This window comes from Legionella bozemanae, from assembly GCF_001648595.1.
Lineage (GTDB): Bacteria > Pseudomonadota > Gammaproteobacteria > Legionellales > Legionellaceae > Legionella > Legionella bozemanae.
In genome coordinates this window covers 214,515-234,567 of sequence record NZ_LBAW01000002.1, presented here as the reverse complement: position 1 = coordinate 234,567, position 20,053 = coordinate 214,515, and the positions used below count along the sequence as shown (strand labels likewise).

Genomic DNA, 20,053 nt, shown 5'->3' with positions numbered 1-20,053 from the left:
GTTGTTCTCATGACCTATCCAAAGTACTTACGGGTTGCAGGAGGGGATTATGAGTTATTCAATTTTAAAAAAACTACCTCCTGTAGAAGAAATTATTCAAAAAATCCCCTTATCGCATGCTGCCGCTCAACAAATTGCTCGCGATAGAGAAGAAATCAAAGCAATCTTAGAAGGCCGTGATCATCGTCTTTTAATGATCGTGGGGCCTTGTTCTGCCTGGCCTAAAAAGGCTGTTCTGGAATACGCCAAACGTTTAGTGAAACTCAATGAGAAAGTAAAACACGAATTAAAATTAATCATGAGAGTATATATTCAAAAGCCCCGGACAACTAAAGGATGGACAGGCCCTGTAAACCAACCCGATTTATTTTCTCCCCCAGACATCGCAGCCGGAATAAAATACACACGAGAGATGATGATTAAAGTCATCGAAATGGGATTGTCCATTGCCGATGAAGCTTTATTTACTCATAATGCCAAAGGATTTCTTGAGCTTCTCTCATGGGTAGCCATTGGTGCTCGCAGCTCAGAGGATCAAGAGCATCGAATTTTTGCTTCCGCTCTAGATTGCGCTGTAGGATTAAAAAATCCCACACATGGTTCGTTAGCAGTGGGGGTAAATAGTATTGTTGCCTCACAACATGATCATGTCGCTGTATTTGATGGCTATGAAGTGCAAACACATGGCAATCATCATGCTCATCTGGTTTTACGTGGCTCAAACCATGCACCTAATTATTCCATTGCCCATCTTAAAGAGGTGAAGTGCTATATGGATCTCCATAAGATAGCTAACCCTTCGGTCATTGTTGATGTCAGCCATGATAATTGTCTGGTAGATGGCAAAAAAAATCATCAATTACAACCCTCCATTGCTTTAAGTGTTTTGGATAGCCTTAAAAGGCATCCTGATTTAAAGCCATTGGTCAAAGGATTCATGGTTGAAAGTTTTATCAAAGAAGGGAGTCAAAAAGTAGATCCGATGGCCCCAGAAGCCCTTGATTTAAGTGGGCTATCTGTCACCGACCCTTGTCTAAGCTGGGAGCAAACAGAAACTTTTCTGTTGGAATTAGCTAAGTTACGATCTTTAGAGAAAAAAGAATTACCCATGGAGGAACTCGTATGACGACTTTATTCGGTATTTCTGGTGATGTGGGCTCGTTTTCTGAAGAAGCAGCCCTAATTTATGCAAGACAAAAAGGAATTGATCCCACTCTTATCCATTTACTGGATATGGAAGGCGTTCTCAATGCTATTGAAAACGGAGCCATTAATCTGGGTATCGTGCCTGTTGTTAATCTTTTAGGAGGATTAGTAAAACCAGCATTCCAGGCAATGGGCAGACATTTATTTACTCTTGTTGACGAATTATGGCATGAAATTAATCAATGCTTGCTTGTAAATCCTGGAATTCAGCGCGATCAAATTACGCACATTGTATCCCATCCCCAAGGATTAGCTCAATGCAACCAATTTTTACGAAAACAATTTAAAGAGACCGAACAAATAGAGTGGATCGATACCGCAAAAGCAGCAAAGGATTTAGCAGAAGGGATATTGCCATCCCATGCCGCGGTGATTGCACCGGCACGGTGTGCCGAACTTTATGGTTTAGAAATAAAAGCAGCAAATATTCACGACAGCCATCCGAATCGAACTGCTTTTATCCTGGTAAAAAAGTATCGCGATAACACAAGTCTTCTCAAGTAAGGAGAAAATCATGCCTACGCTCGAAGAATTGAGAAAACAAATTGAACAAACTGATGCGTGCATCATTGAAATCTTAGCAAAGCGTCTCGAATTATCGAAACAAATTGGCGCCTTAAAATCAAAAGAAGGAAAAAAAATAGTAGACCGCTCCCGTGAAAAACAATTGTTTGAGTTTTATGAGTATTTATCCAAACAATATCATTTGCCAAAGGAATTTATTAATCGTTTATTCAAAATAATTATATCAAACTCTAGAAAGGTACAAAAATAATGAAGATTTTACCTGAGGATTCAGCAACAGTTGTGATTAATTCATTGGCTCAGCAAAAAATAAATGCGGGGATTAAAATTTATAATCTAAGCGCTGGTGAGCCCAAACTTCCACCCCATCCATTAATTATCACTGCGGCGACGCGTGCTTTAGAGCAAGGACATACTCTTTATCCTCCAGTATCAGGAATTCCAGAACTACGGCTTTTAGCAAGTAAATGGATGAATGAAGTTTATGATTGTTCATTCCCAAAAGAGAACTGCCTTGTCGTTAATGGTGGAAAATTTGGAATCTACTTACTGATGCAATTATTAGTGCAAGAGCACAATGAAATCATCATCCCCTCCCCCTATTGGGTTTCCTATCCAGCCATGACCAAACTGTTTGGCGGGGTACCAGTTATTGTTGAAACTAAAGAAACAGAAGGCTGGAAGCTGACGCCTCAGGCGCTCAAAAACGCATGCACTCCTAAAAGTAAAATCCTTATTCTGAATAATGCCACAAATCCAACCGGTGCTTTATATACTGAATCCGAGCTCGTCCAATTATTGCAAATTGCTCATGAGCAAGGACTTTTAGTTATTGCTGATGAAGTATATAGTGCCCTGACCTACAATGAGCACAATTACATCTCTTGTGGTTCCTTTCCCCAATTTCAGGATCGCGTCATTATTATTCAAAGTTGCTCAAAAAATTTTGCCATGACCGGTTGGCGAATTGGCTTTATTTTTGCCCCTCAACAAATTATCCAGCCATTAACAGCATTAATAGGTCAAAGTACCAGCGGCGTCACTACTTTAAGTCAATGGGCGGCAGTTGCTGCATTAAATGAAATAGATCATATCAGTTCCTGGGTGAAACAATGCATGCAAAAAAGAAGAGATACACTCCTTAATGCCTTGTGTCAGCATTTTGATCTCACCATACAAGCTCCTGCTTCTTCCCTTTACGTATTTATTTCTTTAAGCAGTCTCGGTTTTAAAAAACAGAACTCCACAGAATTTTGTAAACACGCATTAGAAGAAGCCCATGTTGCTCTCGTGCCAGGAGTTGCATTTGGCAAAGAAGGTTATGTACGCTTATCGTTTGGCGGCAGTGAAGAGGATTTAACAGCAGGGATCCATGCTTTGGCGCAATGGCTGCACTTATAAGATCGATGTTCTTTCACAGCAGACAGAACAAGAGAATAAACTGCAGTGAACACCTGAAGAGAAGCAGTTTTTAAAACGCAACACATGCAACAAATAGCACCATCTGGGATGTTTAGAACATCCCGGAAAACTCTTTTGAAAGATACCAATGAATTCTGAGCCAAATTCACTGTAAAATAAAATTTTATTAATTCACTGTTACAGCAGGATAATCTTCAACATACGACTCACCAAGTACACCATAATAAGTTACGGTGCGCTTCTCTAAGTCAACATGATAATGGACTACTCCAGCTTCCCAAGATGCGCGAAGAAACTCAGGAAAAGTGCTTTCACCCGCTTGATCAATACGAATGGCCTTTATAAGTTCTGCCTTATTAAACTCGGGAATATCGACTTGTCCTGTAACCAAAGGGGATTCTTGAGAAACAATATTCCCCTCTTTAGTAATATAGATACTCTGACAAGACGGTAAATACCAAAGAGTCTGTTTGACTCCTGCTTGACGCATCACTTCTGCTAAAACAGGAAAACCTCCTACTTTAGGACGAATTGCAATTGCCGACTGGATTGCGTTCATTAAATTATCAATTGCTTTACTCACGTTTAATTCTCCGTTTTTTTAGACTTCTTTCAAAACTCGCTGCCGTGAGCAAAGTGCGAGAAGAAACGGAGCGCAGAACCGGAGTGTACACGCAGTCACATGAGGATTCGAGCACCGCAAAGCAATTTGCCATTGCAGTAGAGTTTCAAAAGAAGTCTATTCAATTGGTGCGGTTTTAATTTGATGGAAATAAACAAGTTTCTTTAAAAGTTTCAAGAATTGCTCTTGCTGTGCACATGTAAGTTTCGAGAAAAACTCTTCATCATTTTGATCTGCCAGAGCAGCCAGTTTAGGCACGAGCACTACAGCTGTTGAGGTAAGCTCTATGTCTTGATAACGGCGATCATCAGCAGATTCCTTACGATTTACCAGGCCTTTTTCAAGGAGTCTTGTAATCAGTTTGGAAACTGCGCCACGAGTGAGACCCGTAACATGGGCAACGGTACTGGGCGATATGATGTTATTGCAATCATACATTTTTCTGAGTACAACCCATTCGGCAACTGTAACCCCTGTTTGCGCAAGTTTCCTTGCAAATGCATGCGACACCTCATTAGAAATCAAGCGCAGCCAATAACCGATATGATCCGTCAATTGACTTACTTCTTTTCTTTTTTTAACTTTTAGCATGAATGCCTCCACAGGTTTACATTTTAGTTTCCTAGGAAACTGTTGTCAAGGAAATAATTATTGGTTTATAAATATTTAATAGTGCATGCACGAATAGCAATGATTCAGATGTGTTACAATTTCCAGTTCAGATTATCAAATACGATAGTTCATCTATGCTATTAATAAGAAAAAGAGCGTTTTAACAGGAGCAAGTGGATGTCTCACGACCATAGTCATGCAATTCCAACGAATCAGAATAAAAAATATCTTTGGATGGCATTTATTCTCACAACCACCTATTTAATTGTTGAAGTAATTGGAGGACTTATTACTGACAGCTTAGCGCTTCTTTCCGATGCAGCACACATGTTGACCGACTCCAGCGCATTAGCCATCTCGCTGACAGCAGTCTATCTTTCTGACCGCCCTGCCAATATACGGAAAACATTTGGCTATCATCGTTTCGAAATTCTTGCAGCTGCTTTTAATGCAATGTTACTTTTTTTTGTTGCCATTTATATTTTATATGAAGCGTATCAACGTCTCTATGAACCTGCGAGCATCCAGACGGTAGGCATGTTTGTTATTGCAGCAATTGGGTTGGTGATTAATTTGATCAGCATGAAATTGCTTGCAAGTGGAAAAGACAAAAACCTCAATGTTAAAAGTGCTTATCTTGAAGTATGGAGCGATATGCTCGGTTCCATTGGTGTATTAATTGGTGCACTAATTATCCGCTGGACTGGTTATGAGTGGGTAGACTCTATCATTGCCATTGCAATTGGTTTATGGGTGTTGCCTCGAACCTGGATCCTGTTAAAAGAAACAATTAATATTCTTCTTGAAGGGGTTCCGGAAGGTATGGATGTTGAAGAAATAAAATCTGAAATATGCCGGATTTCCGGGATTTTGAGTGTACATGATTTTCATCTATGGGCACTTACTAGCGGTAAATCCAGCCTTACTGCGCATGTGGTTTATGATAGTTCATATAATCACTCAGAAGAGTTATTACCCTTGCTTCAAGAAATGCTTGCCACCAAATTTTCAGTTTATCACACCACACTGCAGTTTGAAAATAAACCGTGTCATCATACAAGCAATGGCTGCAATTATACAAAGCGTTCATCCTGATATAGGTTTTTTCATCACAGTAAGAAACAACTCTGAATTCAAAAAAAATTGTAACCATGAATGTAGGGATTTATAGTCACTTTGTGCAAACCACTGTGGATCAACCATATAAAATTGCCTTATGAAGGGAAACAAAGCAATATCGGCTATATTGATACGGTTTGCTAAAAGAAAGTGATTTTTTATTAATAGCGAATTTAATTTATAGAGGTATTCTTGGGCTTCCTCTCTATAATAAAGTGGATCTTTTTTCTCTGATTTTTGTGGGTACTTATAATGATCCAAAATAGGTTTAAATTTTATATCATTTAAGCGAATTAATTCATGCCACTTATCTTTTTCTCCAACAGAGAGCCAGCCATCAGGATCAAATTGTGTTAAGGCCCAAATCATAATATCAATGCTTTCATCAATCACACGACCATTTTCTAAAATTAATACTGGAACAGTGCCTTTTGGAGAGGCAAGCAGCATTTCCTGCGGTTTGTTTTTAAGCTCAACCTCACGTTGTTCTACTTTAATCTTGGAATATGCGAGCACCATTCGTGCTCTAATTGCATAAGGGCAGCGTCTAAAGGTATAAAGTATCGAAGCATCCACTGAATTTAGGCCATTATTTAGTTTATAAGAACTATGTAATTCACTTAATTGATGCAAATCATAATCAATGGAATTGTAATTGACAACTCACATGTATAATATTAGGCCAATATGTAAGAAAGGCAATATCATGACAAAAATAATTGTAACTGACGGTGATGATGAACTAGTTCTACTGGATACAGAAAACATCAGGTTAAGCGAAATGTCTACCTATTATAAAAACCTCTTACACTACAAAAAGCTTGATGAAGCTTTAAAATTACTATCGGGGCTTAATGAAAAAGAGTATTGGCGGGCAGCAATACTCCTTAAAAATCTAATAAAGAAAAAAGCCAATGATGAAGAACAAGAAATCAATTCTCTCTTAAATCAGTGCAATGATTTTTCATTATTTTATATGCCCAATTCAGAACATCTGCTGAGCATGAAGAATTTAAGTTGTTATCGCGTAGGGGTTGATGCAGGTGCAGGATTTAAAGAAGGCGATTTGGACGTTTTGGGAACTGAGGGTCTCTTACAATGTACTGGCGTTTTGGTTACTACAGAGGATGAGCAAGAAACACCTTGTTATTATGTAGGCCATATATTCGGCGAACATGAAACTTATGCAACAGTAAAGGTAGAGCTCGATCGAATTCTTGCCGACGTGCAAAGACTTACATGCAGAAAACTTACATGGTCAGACTTAGCGGAACAAGTCACTGTAGTAGGCCCTGGAAGCAGCACCGATGAACCCAGTTTGTGCTATAAGCAAACATTTAAAATATTAACTCAAGAAGGAGCTAAACCAAATCCATTATTTGGCAGTAGTGTCGCTTTTAACTTAACAGGAAAAGGTGATTTAATCGTACTAGATCCTTTAGGGCAATTAAATGAAGGTATTGAATCCAAACTGCCAAGAGCAGGACACGGAGATTATTCTCCGGTTAATAATTTAAAGGATTTAGAATTAAATACAACGATTGAAAAACAAATTTCAGATGCAATTCTGAATGAGGATTCCCCTTACACACATCAATTTATTATGAGTAAATTGTAAATCCCAATCCGTCATTAACTAATAGGGGTTCCTCTCCATATCCTAGACCTCTTTCGAAACTCGCTGCAATGAGAGAAATGCGAGAAGACACAGACGCAGAACTGGAGTGTACACATAAGGACATGAGAATTCGAGCACAGTATCGACGAAGCGGGTCTTCTTTGCAGTAGCGCTCAAAAAAGGTCTACTGAATCTCAAAAGAAAAAGCCTGCAGCTTATCGCATTACTCCTAAAATAATGATAGGAAAATCTCGTATTTCTCTTCAGGCATTGAAGTGATTGGGGGCAAACTCTATAATTTCGCTTAAGCAAAAATTACAGGAACAAAACATGAACATAGATGAAAATACCAAAACAGCAGACACCTTAACCAATGAAGATTATTCCAAGGCGATGAATTTTATAGGACAAAATTTATTGTCATCATTAGTTCAATCCGTAGAAAAGCTGCCGCCTAATTTACGTAGCAGTAATGTTATATCTCAAGCTTTATCTGCATTTTTGGCCAATATCATCTACAAACAATTTCCAGAAAGTCCTGAATCATGCCACAAAATGATGGATGCAATTACCAGTCTTGTAAAAATGCAATTAAGTAATTACTCCTGAGAGATCGCCAGTTTTTCATTTAATCTCTCTACGTACTACGCTTTATGTGCGGTACGTAGGTGAAAAAATTTGAGGCCTCAACCCCCTGTGAACAAGTTGGGGGGACATAATAAGCAACCGGAATATTTATTGAAAATGACTCAAATACATCAAGGTTTCTTATCAAAAATCTAAAAATGTAGTCTGAGTATAAGCCTCCAAGGCTGAACCCGGGTTTTCCCGTATTCCACTAGACTCTCATATCGAGAATAGGATTACTTTAATGGTGTGTGCGGTTAATAAACCACTTCCCCTATAGCGATATTTTGAATTCGTTACTTGGGAGATGCTTTCCTTTTTGTTATGCTGACATAACAAAAAAGCGAACTCCCATCCCAAAACAGAGATTTAGTGACACATTGGACTTGAATATGATCATTTCTTCTATTGCTGACTATCGCGAAGCCGCTCGACGTAAACTGCCGCGATTTCTGTTTGATTACATTGATGGTGGTGCTTTTACAGAACAAACACTAAGAGAAAATACTTCCGATCTCGCCAAAGTAACACTGCGACAACGTATTTTAAAAAATGTAGGGCATCTTAATTTTGAAACAGAACTTTTAGGACAGAAACTGGCGATGCCGGTCATCTTAAGCCCTATAGGACTTACAGGAATGTATGCTCGACGCGGTGAGGTACAAGTTGCCAAAGCAGCCGCCAAAAAAGGTATACCTTTTACCTTATCGACGGTTTCCATATGTTCTTTGGAAGAAGTATCCACTCAAAGTGCTCAGCCCCTCTGGTTTCAGCTTTATGTGCTCAAAGATCGTGGTTTTATGCAAAACGTGCTGGAACGAGCCCAAGCCTGTGGCATTACTCATCTTGTGTTCACTGCAGACATGTCTACGCCAAGCGCACGCTATCGAGACGCACACTCTGGCATGTGTGGTCCGTTTACCCGCACGCGTCGTTTCTTACAGGCCATGATGAAACCCTCATGGACTTATAATACTGGTATTATGGGTCGCCCACATGATTTGGGAAATATCTCCACCTATCTTCACCAAGTCATAGGCTTAGAAGATTATATTGGCTGGTTAACCAAGAACTTTGATCCCTCAATCAGTTGGTCAGACCTGGAATGGATACGTAATTTTTGGAAAGGCCCCTTGCTCATTAAAGGAATACTTGATCCAGAAGATGCAAAAGATGCAGTGCTGTTTGGTGCGGATGGAGTTATTGTCTCCAACCATGGAGGAAGACAACTTGATGGTGTTTTATCCACGGCCAAAGCGTTACCCAAAATTGTGGATAAAGTAAGTTCTGAGCTCACGATTCTTGTCGATTCAGGAATTCGTTCAGGACTTGATGTCATACGCATGCTCGCTCTAGGAGCGCGAGCGGTGCTCTTAGGGAGACCCACCGTTTATGCGTTAGCCGCACGAGGACAAGCAGGCGTTGAACATATGCTCGAACTTATTCGAAACGAGATGGGGATTGTCATGACGTTGATAGGAGCCAACTCCCTCGCCGATATAAATCAATCTCATCTTTGCACTTCATCGTGAAGATGAGTATTTAAAATAAACCCAAATCCCACAAAATTATCCGTTCCCAGCCCCGTCCAAGGCTATCTTAGCAATAATCAGCAATCCTCGCTTTGTCCATATATTCACGAAACAATGATGGAAAGAAAAAATAAGATACCAAAGCTTGGGCACAACCATACATTTACTTGATTTCATATATTGAAAAATTAGGGATAAAAGCAGTGGAAAATCAATTTTTAATCTATATTTAAAGGGAGTAGATGTGTAAAAAGCAGGATGTATGGGTAAAGTTATTCGTGTCGCCTCCATTGATTTTGATGGATGTTTGAGTCATCAGGATTACATAAACCAAATGATGCATAGCGGTGATAGAGTCCAAGCATGTATTAACAGCAATCCAGTTCTCATTCAGAAATTACAGGAAATGCAGATTGATAAAGTTATAGTAGGTTCTAATCGCCAAGATGTGTATATGGATATTTCTAATGCTAAAAATCATAAAGCAGATGGCCCAGGATCTTGTTTTCCTCTATTCAAAGCACTTAGCCAAGAGGTTGGGGCCAAGTTTGATGGTTTTTTAATGGGGGATATTTATTCAGAAAAAGCTCATGGACATACACTACAAGGAGCTGAAAAACTACTTAAACAACGGCATCAATACGAAACGAGCTTAATACCTAATACGGGGCTAAGCATATCAAAATGGATAAATGATGAGAATAAAATTTCTCTTATCTATGCGCAAATTCAAAAATTAGCTCTAGAACATCCAGAGGATCAAATTGAATTCTCTTTTTTTGATGATCGGGAAGATATTCTCGAAGCCGTTGAGTGTTTTTTTGAGAATAATAAAGAATTGATTCCCGGGAATGTTAAAATCAAAACATTTCGGTATTATGATCAAAATGAAAAACTTCATCCGGCCTCAATGCAATTAATCGAAAGAAAAGAAATAACTTCTTCACCCGATGTAAAACCAAATCCTCATTTCGAAACTACTTTACGCAATTGGGGGAAACAAAATGTTGATCCAGAAGATGAATTATCTTTAGATAAAAAAAAGAATGCGCATGCTTCTTTAAAATCTTGGCACCAATTCCCCATTGAGATAAGCAGTAGTTTTAAAACACGGCTTAGTACAATTATGGAATTACAAAAACAAGTGCAAAATCAGTTCATACGTTCCAAAAGGAACACACGACCTATAAGTCATTGGAAGAATATAAACAAGCCCTAGTCGATATTTATCTCGAATGTTGGGACAAAGAATATTCCAAGACGGGTTTCAGCATCGGTTATTCTGCTGTTCTAAGAGGCATCACTAAAGAATTAGAACATGAACCTCAATTATTACAAATGGTAAAAGATGATGTTCGATCTTTTTTCCAAAACGACTCATCCAAACCTCATCCAGTTTATAGCACGTATAGTGTTTCAAATAATTTCAGAATAGAAGAATTTGAGCGAGATTGGGATAAATATACTGGCGCCAAAGTAAATATATTCCAAAAAGCGGCAAAAACTATCATGCTGCAATTTAAGAAGATTAGAGAAAACCAAGAAGAAACTCTGGACGAGCAAGAGCACTCATCTTTTAATCAGCATTAAATAACTACTATTCCTTTTTAAAAATCGCGGCGAATTCATCTTTATCCTGCATTTAATGAAACTAAGATTACAACCATTTCTTCTTTTTAAAAAGAAGATATAGAAATATGGCGCAAAGGACAATTAAACCAAGGGCACCAAAATATCCATATTTCCAATGCAACTCAGGAATCCACTCAAAATTCATTCCGTAAATTCCAGTAATTAAATTTAATGGCAAAAAAATAGCCGCAAATGCGGCAAGCACGGCCATGGTTTCACTCATTTTTTGCATCAGTTCATTATCGATCTGTCCTAATAAGCTATTTAATAACTCGCGAATCGAATCCACTTCATTGATGATGAGATGGCTATGATTTGATAAATTATATAAAGAAGAGCGGCATTTTTCAGAGATAACCAAGATATTTCGACTGGTGATCCGCATTAAAATTTCTCTTATTGCAATCATATCACGTTTAATTTGCAACGTTTGGTGCTTTACCTCCGCTACATCTTTATAAATATTCTCATGCTTTTTTTGTATTACAGATTCAAACTGCTCGGCGATTTCTTCATAATGAAAAAGAACATTAGCATAATCATTAATAATCCCCTCAAGGAATAAAAATAAGATGAAGCAAGGCGTTTTAGCATAATGCACTGATTTTGAGCAATTATTAAAAAACTCAAATAAAACAGGTAAAGGCTTATCGGCAGCAGTAAAACAGTAATGCGGTGTAAGGTGAATTAAAAGATTATCCAAATTTAGTTCATTCTTCTCATTCAACTCAAGTGAAGCCAAACACTTAATTTGCAATGTTAATGCATTGTCATTATCAATAAGATTGGATAAATTATTTTCTTCAGAACATAATTGAATTACGTCTGCAGGTAATCTCAGTTTTCTTACTAATTGCTTAAAAGCATCCGCTTGCTTTAAGTTACTATGGATCCAATAAATTTTGTTTTTCTCTTGAACATGGACCCGCAAGTCTTCAAGAGCAACGTGCTTGATGCTGCGATGGGTTAAATCAAATTCAATTGCGATGGTATCAAAAGTATTCATTTTAACTTACATCCCTATTATTCCTTTAATTATTATGGCTCGTTTTTCTTGATAATCAATTTCAATATATCAACACGGTACATAGATACTTCACACCTAATTAAAGGATCAGAGCGTGTATTTGGTTCTGCAAATAGTATAAAAACAAACCTATAAGATTAATAAATTTAATATTCCCAAGAGTCCAGCTGTAAAATACAGCCATCATAAAAACTATTCATGCGGATGGTGAGGCATACGATTTCCCTCCATATTAATAAGGAGTGGGTCAAGCAAGCCCAAAGCTCAAACTTATGCCAGTGCTTTTACTTCTCAAAGCAATTCCAAATTCATACTGCATTAAATCAATCCATGAGATTATCATCGAACGAAAACAATAAGTTAGTAATTAAATTACATAGTATTCTTCGGCTGATCTATAACGCCCTCCTCGTCAGCCTTTTTTAACGTTGTTAGCGCTTCTTTAAGAGATTGTTGCTGTGTTGATCTTAAGGATTCACCCTCTGTAACCCAATGGTATGCGGTAAAGGTCACAGCACACTTTAGTATATAGAGTACTGTTTTTAAAAATTGAGTCACACCATCATCCGGATTTGTATCCAATGCGTTTCTTATCTCCTCTTGATTTAAGTGATCTTGAAAGCGTCTAAGTTTATCTTGAGGCGTAGGATTTCCCTTACCCGCGTCATCTAGGGTAGCAGTAAGCGCTCGCAGTGCATCGTAACTTGCAGCGGCCATTTTAATTTCAGTAGAATGTGCATCAGACGGATTCTCCTTAAGATTTTTGACTAATGCATCAATATCAATTTCTTGACTGTCACCTTTAAAATATGATTTATATAAATCACGATTTTTTTGAACTTCTTCGTTTATCTATTGCGTTAAACTCTTAATTGTCTTCTCGAGATTGTCACGGATTTCTGAAACAAAACTTAAAGCAAGACGTTTTTGCCGCGCTGCTTCAGAAAGGTTTTCACTAACTTGATAAGGAGCTTCTAAGATCCATTTTTTGACTGAAGGGAGCTTAGACTCGTCAAACTTGTCTTTTACTGCATGTAATCCCTTTTCCCATCGCTCCCCTCCTAATAAAACCGATAAAATATTTACCCCCTTGGTTGCAGCATCCATTTTAGCTATACGATTTGCCTGCACTCCACGTGGGGCATCATCTTCGAGTACAGCCTCGTATACCTCTTGTCGCGCAGCTACAAAATATTCAATAAAATCGAGCGGAGGCATTTTTTGATTAAATAGCTCTTCCCCCATTAACTCTATCATTTGCTTTTGCAGATCATCCAAGAGTAGACCAGGATATCGGTCTTGAAGAAATGCACCAAAATTAATAAGCGCTTTGGTGGCTTTTTCATTATCTCGCTCTTCAAGAGCACTACTTATTTCACTCACATGACGCCTTATTTCATCTTTTACTTCTTTTACTCGCTCAATAATATCCATTTGGACTTCTGAACCACGTTTCATAATACATCCATAAAATAAATGCCCATGGTTTGATTATAGAACAAAATGAATAAAATATATCTTTTTAAATCCACTCACAATAATGCTGTTTGTAATATTTTTCTCTAATCCTCTTGCACCTTTCGTAGAGATAAGTTAATTATCAAGATGAACCCTAAATATCCAATGGAGTTTATTGGTGCGCAAAAGGATTTACGACATGAAGACAAAACTACCCACACAAAAAAAAGAAAAAAATCCAAATCCTAAAGACAGCAGAGCCTTACCGCTTCAATTGGTGCAACATGCCGAAGCAGATCGAATGTACTATTTAAGAAGCACTGCCACAGAAATAAGTAGTTTTTTTTCGCTGCGCATCAAAGAACTGTATAACACTCTGGCCTGGACCTTTTCTTTGGACCCTATGGATTGGAGTACATTTAAAAAATACATTTGGCCTACCATCTCTTCTGGAGCTGCATTGCTTGCTGGGAATTATCTCACTCCATATCTCAGCGCACTCCTAACAGGAAGCACTGAATATGATTTTTTTGTCCAATTTCTTTTTGGCGCAGCAATATTAGGATATTGTGCGTTAAACCGAATTACGGATAAAAAATTTGATTCTGGAGCAGCGTTGTCTGTTGCAGTAGCCAGTGAAGTTACCGCCATAATTTATATGTACCGTTCTGTTTTTAAAGGGACTAATTTTTTACTCAATGAGCAAATTCCTGATGAATATTCATTAATTGCTGGATTAGGGGCCAGTGCATTGGTTGTTCCGAGTGGAATTTCTTACCTCACGCAAAAAATGCAAGAGTTGCTGGTTCGCTTCCAATACAGCCGAGGAGCACAGCGCTCAGACACGGCAGTGATCTCCAGTGGACTAACTCCATTATCCAATCTGTATTTTCAAATCAATCATTTTATCGCCAGTGAGCTGATGGTCAGTTCGCGCGCCTTTCAATTAGGATTGATTGCACACAATATTCGTTATGCCGACAGAATAGTACAGAAGTTTCGGAACCTCCCTGCATTATTGGCTGATTTAGCTCCATCAACCATAAAAAAAATGCGCATACAACAAGAAAAACTGGACCATGATTATGAATACAATCATAAGTTACATCAGGTTTTAAGATTTACCACGACGGGTCCACTGTTTGTTCTTGTTCCCCGATATCAGCTCCGTACTGGGGATTTGGTTCTTTGTGATGAACGCATCAATTTGGATTGTGTGCCAATCTCTGGAGAGTTAATTGCGCTACAACGCAATATAGATGGGGATTTCACCCAAACGCTGGAACGAAAAAAATTTAGCGTCAATCTTAAAGCACAAAATGGTGAAGACGTATGGATAGAGCACCATACCAAACCGAATTTTACTTCCAATTACAAAAAAGTGGACTTATATGCCATAAGGGATGGTAAACAGGCAGGAGTATTAGTGGGTGACAAGTTAAATATATACGGTCATGACAACATTTTTATCCAGATTAAACCTGAGAAAGAGCTTTTATTAAATAGTAATTACGAGAAGACAGCATACATCAATGAAATTATCGCCAAACGCAAACAAAAAAATGTTTTATATTCTATTTTAGGCTCCATTATTATGGCAGCTTTTTTACAAAGAGACATTACCCTAATGCCTGCGGAAACACTCAGGCTCATGTTTACGCTTTTTCAAACAATGATCCCCTTTTCCGAAGCTTTTTTACGCGAAACAGTGAACAGTCGTTTGATGAAGACACTGAATAGCAATTTGGGAGATCAGCCTTTTGAAACAATCGACGCGCTTCGTCTCGTGGATTTGTGTAATGCATTGGGAGGATATTATCGGGACAAATTTCCCAATGGGGTTGCAATTATTTCCGATAAAACCGGAACCCTTACTACAACGCGGATGGATGTACTTGGCCTGTGGACTACTGCTATGCCTTCCAAGGTACAGCACGTACTCAAAGAAAAAAAAGGAAGTTTGCTGCTACCCGAAGAGGCACAATGGCTTAAAGCTTTTGAGGTATTTTGTTATGCCTTTACCAATAATAAAAAAGAATTAGAACCAGAAGAGCATGCTATTTTGGAATTATTCAAGTCTTTATTGACTAATCCGCAGTGTTTGGAAATTACCACCCTGGGGAACAATCATTTTAAAAAGATAATTGCCATCAAAGAAGCGAAACAGGAGATCGAGACGTTTCATCTGGGTTTATACCGTACGTTTGGTGGCCGCTTTACCCTGGTTCAGAATGGTGAAGAATCTTCTCTTGTCTTTTGCGGAGTGCCTAAAGCGGATGCATTGCAAGAAACACCTTTATTGCAAGCCTACAGCAGGATGCAAAGTCGTACAAAAGTCTTATCACGCGATTGGTGTCTTGCACACACTAAGGTTAATGAGTTTGAGTTTGCAACTTTAAGAGAGTTATTTGATAAGGATGATAAAAAGGAAATTGAGAATTTTCTTATAAAAAATACAAAATTACTTAAAAGATTAGAATATTACGGGACTTTTATTATTGATAATCCGGTAAAAAAAGGCGCGGAACAATTTATCGCTCGATGTCGAGAAATATCAGTGCCGGTATTTGTAGCGACCGGCGATACCACGAAAGCAGCGGTAAATATTGCCAAAGTGTTATGTCCGGAAAATGCAAAAAACATCATGACCATTCGTGCAGATGAAACTGAAGACAATGATTTTGAGCTTTTAAATGAAGCAAATTGTCCTCCTGATTCCACAGTGATATTTGCTGGTGTCAATGAAACAATACTGACCTATTTTCAAAAATTAATGGAGAGAAATAAAACAAAACGCCCTGTCATTATTTTTGCAGAAATGAGTACTGAAGGAAAAGGTATCCTTGCTAATTATCTTAAAGACCATCAGTATTTTATCGTTGCCAATGGGGATGGTACGAATGATGTCATGATGATGAAAAATTCAAATGTGGTCATTGCTCACCATTCAGATGATGGTACTTTTGCTCCCGGAGTAGATGCTTTATCAAATATCAGTGAAGCGCAACTGCGACGATTATTTGGGTCCGAGAAAACTTTTTATGAACTTTTTGATATTAATCTCCCTAAGAGTTTGTTTATACAACAGTTTGCTCCTCTGGCAAATTCACAAGAAAAACCCAGCATGGCCTTAGCACTTAAAAGCGGGAAAATGACTTTTGAATTGGCTAAAGCAGTAGGGGCAGATGTGAGCGAAATGAATCAGCAACATTGGTATAGCGTTGCCTTTGACTTGTTGTGGCTATGGATTGCGTTTTATGAAATCAATCAAAGTGCTGATTTACCCATGGATAATCGAAATATCAATGCTTCAAGACTGATTTCAAATACCATAGGAATTTCTTTAATCATCGCAGTCTTGCAATCCTTGGCCAATTATGCGCTGTTTGACGAGTCAACCAATTTAACCAGTATGCTGATTATGTTGAGCTTATTACCTCTGGTTCTAAAGAGTGTTTTTTCAGGTTTTGGAATGGTTCGAGACAGTTTGTATCCTCAACCAGAACCCGAAATAACAGAAGTTGAAGAGGATGCTGAAGCAGGTACTCATCGCTCCCTCACAAGTTATTTAGGCGCTTTTTTTTCGCGTAAACCCACAAAACATTTAGATAATGTATCCACGGTACCTAAATTAACGTAAGAGCGGCATACAGGATATGCAATGGCCTTTTTTATGCCGCGAAACGAACGTTATCCCATAAAATACGTCGATACGGGATGCCAATGATTTATTTGCAACAAAGTGTTGATAAAACTGGATGGCTCGCTCAATAGCTATTGGAAAATAATCATGATGCTCCAACTTTATAAACAAATAACATCATCCCTCTTTCGTGGTTTTATTTTTTAGTAAAAGTAACGCCGAAGCAATCAATAACATTCCACCAATGGCGATCAGGCCAGCACTGGACATAATAGATAATAAATTAGAACCAAAACCCGTGACCATCCAAGCAAATGCCATCACTGCGCCGGATATTCCCATTACCCATCCTTGCGATTGCGCATCGACAGCATTGGAGAATAAAGTGAGCAAGCAGGCAAATGCCATAATATCAAAAGTTGCAATTGCTACCGCTAAAGGCCATTGCGCTACAGGATTGGAAATAACATAAACTGCCAATTGTCCCAAGCCTGTGAGAATAAGGGTAAATAAAGCAATGTGGTGTACTTTATATCGATTGACACACAAAGGCATTCCAATAAGGATACCGATAGCAAAACCCAAACCGATCATGCCTTGTACGGCACCCAATTGCCAGTTGGTGTAATAGTAAACCATTTTCATATGCACAATGATGAATTGAAAATAAAGGCTAAATCCCATTTGCATTAATAAAAATACCAAAGCCAGGATACGCACGGATCGATGCTGAAATGCTTCAATAAAAATCTGTACTGGACGGAGAATAGATATTTTTTTATGCGACAAAGTTAACACCGTATCTTGATATCTAAACTCTATCCAGATCCAAGCAATAAATGCGAGGAGTGCTGCCATCAAAAATGGGGTAGTAAAAGTGAACCAGGGTAGCAATTGTTGATCCGACATGACTCCACCAAGTAAAGGACCGAGAACCGAGCCAAAACTAAAGCTCAGGGAAATCAAGCTCATATTTAATGCTTTGGTTTCAGGAGTGCTTAAATCAGCAATAGAAGCTTGGGCTATAGGTTGGCTACCAGCCATTAAACCGGAAAGTGCCCGCCCGATAAGTAATAAACTTAAGGAAGAAAAGGCAACCCCTATTCCCATCAACAGAAAACTAATGGTTATTCCTAACATACACAACAGCAGCACTTTTTTGCGCCCCCAAACATCGGATAAATCACCCATGAATGAGGTACCAAAAAACATGCATAAGGGATAGAGCATATAACTTAATCCCAAATAAAAATGTTTCGCTGCCACACTGGCATCAGCATTCAATACAGGGCTATGATCTGCTGTAAATATTGCCGTCATTACTGGATAAACAAGTCCAAAACCTAGAGCATCAATGACTACTGCAAAAAAACAAGGAGCCGTTTTTCGAAACATAATACACACCAGCGGATTAAAGTATATAGCTTTTACTATACTGATATTCCGAAGATTTGTCTCATATTAAAGCCGAGGTAAAGCGTCCTTTAACAGAGTGGCTATCGAGTCTAAAAGAACTGATTCCTCAGCTAAAAAAATACCTTTTTGTACTGGCGGCTGAACACAATAATAGACACTTATTTTTACTAGAGATCCATTCTCAATTTTAAATTCTTTTTCCAATTGATAAGGCAATTTTTTTGCTTTTGGGTCTGAATAAAACTCACCCCAAATGCTTTCTATTTTTGCCACCATACACTCTGGAAATTGAAATGCGGCTGGCAATAGATTAGCTGTTTTTGTAAGTAGCTCTTCAATATCTAAATCTCTAAGTGCGATTAAATTTGAAAGCTGATAAAGACATTGAAGTTCTTTAACGCGTTCGCCTAAATCATAGGTCAATTGTTTTCGCTCTTTTTCAACCCTCTTCCTCGAGGTAATATTTCTTATTGTTTGTATCCAAGAATTAGGAAATGAAGAAGAATCCATAGGGGACAAACTACATTCTACCCACCCACTTTTTCCAGTCTTAATTTCCTTAATAAATTTATCTCTTGAGCGCGGTAAATAAGAACACACTGGACATTCTTGCTGCTCTGTAGCCTTATTATGAAAAAGTGCATGGGAAGATAAACCGACTAATTCTTCAGGTTTTAAATGGGTGAATGCTCCTGCAGCTTTGTTAGCTTGGTGAATTATGCCCTCTCCATTAACAATAAAAGTGGGATCTGGGATATTATCATATGTAGTCGCAGCACGTGTCAGCATCGCAAAAGGTCGACGCAAAGTTTGTTCGACTAAAGCAACATAGATAAACCAAATTGAGAATATTTTAAATATTTGACCCGTTACATGTTCTAAACCAAATAAACGTTTATAATCGGACAATGCCAAATCGGACAATATCATTGCAATCATACTTAGGCTCACATAAAACAATAACTCTTTCGGTATCATTGCCCTCTCATACCAAAACAAGATTAACGCGATGATTAAAATTAGGATAACGCCCCATTCACAATAAAGTTTGAACCAAGTTACTCCATAATGCTCAATATACGTCGTAGGAAAATGACCTGAAAAAATGGCGGTAAAAATAATTAGGGTTATTAAAAAAAAGCCAAGATTAACAACCCAAGTTCTCAACGTATGTCTGAAAAAATAAATGGAAAAAAGAAAAACTGCAGCCTGAAAAAATCGGGCAGAAATCCAAAGTTGAGTACTTAAATCACCTCCACCATGAGGCAATAAGTTTTTTTTATAAGCTAAAATATGAGCGATATCGATGAAGGACCACCAACCGGCAGCTAAGGAAATAAAAATCACAAATTGATTTTTTGTAAAATGAGTGGTTGTAGCTGCTACAGTCATTGCAGTTAACCCAATAACAACCGAAAAAAACTCAGTAAGCGTATGAAAAACAAGAAGGTTGGTTTTATACTCCGCTAAAATACAGATTAGCGATAGAATTAGAGGAATACCGTAAACTCGCCAAAGCGGTGAGCGAACCGAGACATTTGCTGCATAGGCTTCCCTATCGACACGCATACATGTCCTCCCTATTTGGCTTCGA

At 38.2% G+C, this 20,053-nt stretch carries 19 protein-coding genes; 11 read left to right on the top strand and 8 right to left on the bottom strand.

What is annotated here, in order from left to right; all coding sequences use genetic code 11:
- The first annotated feature begins 49 nt into the window (after positions 1-49).
- The 4 genes from A8O27_RS03150 to A8O27_RS03135 are packed head-to-tail and all read left to right on the top strand — an operon-like array spanning position 50 to position 3,132.
- Positions 50-1,126, top strand: a complete 1,077-nt coding sequence (locus A8O27_RS03150; RefSeq protein ID WP_058457864.1) for a 3-deoxy-7-phosphoheptulonate synthase — start codon at positions 50-52, stop codon at positions 1,124-1,126.
- Positions 1,123-1,710, top strand: a complete 588-nt coding sequence (locus A8O27_RS03145) for a prephenate dehydratase domain-containing protein (protein WP_058457863.1) — start codon at positions 1,123-1,125, stop codon at positions 1,708-1,710. Before A8O27_RS03150 ends, A8O27_RS03145 begins: the two co-directional genes overlap by 4 nt.
- Positions 1,711-1,720: 10 nt before the next feature.
- Complete coding sequence (locus A8O27_RS03140; protein WP_058457862.1) at positions 1,721-1,981, top strand: chorismate mutase; 261 nt, start codon at positions 1,721-1,723, stop codon at positions 1,979-1,981.
- Positions 1,981-3,132, top strand: coding sequence for a pyridoxal phosphate-dependent aminotransferase (locus tag A8O27_RS03135; RefSeq protein WP_058457861.1), 1,152 nt, complete (start codon positions 1,981-1,983; stop codon positions 3,130-3,132). The genes A8O27_RS03140 and A8O27_RS03135 overlap by 1 nt, the downstream gene beginning before the upstream one ends.
- Before the next feature lie 187 nt (positions 3,133-3,319).
- Here A8O27_RS03135 and A8O27_RS03130 read toward each other — a convergent pair whose 3' ends face one another.
- A complete protein-coding gene (locus A8O27_RS03130) occupies positions 3,320-3,736 on the bottom strand; it encodes a DUF1398 domain-containing protein (protein ID WP_058457860.1) in 417 nt (138 codons plus the stop codon).
- 156 nt (positions 3,737-3,892) lie between these two features.
- Positions 3,893-4,366, bottom strand: coding sequence for a MarR family winged helix-turn-helix transcriptional regulator (locus A8O27_RS03125; protein ID WP_058457859.1), 474 nt, complete (start codon positions 4,364-4,366; stop codon positions 3,893-3,895).
- A gap of 198 nt (positions 4,367-4,564) precedes the next feature.
- Here A8O27_RS03125 and A8O27_RS03120 point away from each other — a divergent pair, with 198 nt between their 5' ends.
- Positions 4,565-5,482: a cation diffusion facilitator family transporter gene (locus A8O27_RS03120; protein WP_058457858.1), complete on the top strand. Its 918-nt coding sequence runs from the start codon at positions 4,565-4,567 to the stop codon at positions 5,480-5,482.
- On the opposite strand, the gene A8O27_RS03115 is transcribed toward A8O27_RS03120, so the two are convergent.
- Positions 5,474-6,139 (bottom strand): glutathione S-transferase, encoded by a 666-nt coding sequence (locus tag A8O27_RS03115; RefSeq protein ID WP_202972286.1) that lies wholly within the window; start codon positions 6,137-6,139, stop codon positions 5,474-5,476. The two genes, A8O27_RS03120 and A8O27_RS03115, sit on opposite strands and share 9 nt — an antisense overlap.
- Positions 6,140-6,212: 73 nt before the next feature.
- Between A8O27_RS03115 and A8O27_RS03110 the strand changes: the two genes are divergently transcribed.
- The 5 genes from A8O27_RS03110 to A8O27_RS03090 all read left to right on the top strand — a co-directional run bounded on the left by A8O27_RS03110 (position 6,213) and on the right by A8O27_RS03090 (position 10,873).
- Positions 6,213-7,124, top strand: coding sequence for a hypothetical protein (locus tag A8O27_RS03110; RefSeq protein ID WP_058457857.1), 912 nt, complete (start codon positions 6,213-6,215; stop codon positions 7,122-7,124).
- A gap of 330 nt (positions 7,125-7,454) precedes the next feature.
- Positions 7,455-7,733 (top strand): hypothetical protein, encoded by a 279-nt coding sequence (locus tag A8O27_RS03105; RefSeq protein ID WP_058457856.1) that lies wholly within the window; start codon positions 7,455-7,457, stop codon positions 7,731-7,733.
- 410 nt (positions 7,734-8,143) lie between these two features.
- Positions 8,144-9,283: an FMN-dependent L-lactate dehydrogenase LldD gene (lldD, locus tag A8O27_RS03100; RefSeq protein WP_058457855.1), complete on the top strand. Its 1,140-nt coding sequence runs from the start codon at positions 8,144-8,146 to the stop codon at positions 9,281-9,283.
- A gap of 262 nt (positions 9,284-9,545) precedes the next feature.
- Positions 9,546-10,502, top strand: a complete 957-nt coding sequence (locus A8O27_RS03095) for a hypothetical protein (protein WP_058457854.1) — start codon at positions 9,546-9,548, stop codon at positions 10,500-10,502.
- Positions 10,478-10,873 carry a hypothetical protein gene (locus A8O27_RS03090; protein WP_058457853.1) on the top strand — a complete coding sequence of 132 codons (396 nt, stop codon included), beginning with the start codon at positions 10,478-10,480 and terminating at the stop codon, positions 10,871-10,873. Before A8O27_RS03095 ends, A8O27_RS03090 begins: the two co-directional genes overlap by 25 nt.
- Positions 10,874-10,940: 67 nt before the next feature.
- Here the strand turns inward: A8O27_RS03090 and A8O27_RS03085 are convergent, their stop codons facing one another.
- From A8O27_RS03085 to A8O27_RS03075, 3 genes are all read right to left on the bottom strand, one after another.
- Positions 10,941-11,921 (bottom strand): magnesium transporter CorA family protein, encoded by a 981-nt coding sequence (locus A8O27_RS03085; RefSeq protein ID WP_058457852.1) that lies wholly within the window; start codon positions 11,919-11,921, stop codon positions 10,941-10,943.
- Between the two features lie 393 nt (positions 11,922-12,314).
- Positions 12,315-12,659, bottom strand: a complete 345-nt coding sequence (locus tag A8O27_RS03080; RefSeq protein ID WP_058457851.1) for a hypothetical protein — start codon at positions 12,657-12,659, stop codon at positions 12,315-12,317.
- Between the two features lie 135 nt (positions 12,660-12,794).
- Positions 12,795-13,400, bottom strand: coding sequence for a hypothetical protein (locus tag A8O27_RS03075; protein WP_058457850.1), 606 nt, complete (start codon positions 13,398-13,400; stop codon positions 12,795-12,797).
- Between the two features lie 199 nt (positions 13,401-13,599).
- Between A8O27_RS03075 and A8O27_RS03070 the strand changes: the two genes are divergently transcribed.
- Entirely contained in the window at positions 13,600-17,040 is a 3,441-nt protein-coding gene (locus A8O27_RS03070) for an HAD family hydrolase (RefSeq protein WP_058457849.1), read from the top strand.
- Between the two features lie 180 nt (positions 17,041-17,220).
- Here A8O27_RS03070 and A8O27_RS03065 read toward each other — a convergent pair whose 3' ends face one another.
- Together A8O27_RS03065 and A8O27_RS03060 are read right to left on the bottom strand one after the other, a co-directional pair.
- Positions 17,221-18,438, bottom strand: coding sequence for an MFS transporter (locus tag A8O27_RS03065; RefSeq protein ID WP_058457848.1), 1,218 nt, complete (start codon positions 18,436-18,438; stop codon positions 17,221-17,223).
- A 66-nt stretch (positions 18,439-18,504) separates the two neighbouring features.
- Positions 18,505-20,028 carry an MASE3 domain-containing protein gene (locus A8O27_RS03060; RefSeq protein WP_058457847.1) on the bottom strand — a complete coding sequence of 508 codons (1,524 nt, stop codon included), beginning with the start codon at positions 20,026-20,028 and terminating at the stop codon, positions 18,505-18,507.
- Positions 20,029-20,053: the final 25 nt, after the last annotated feature.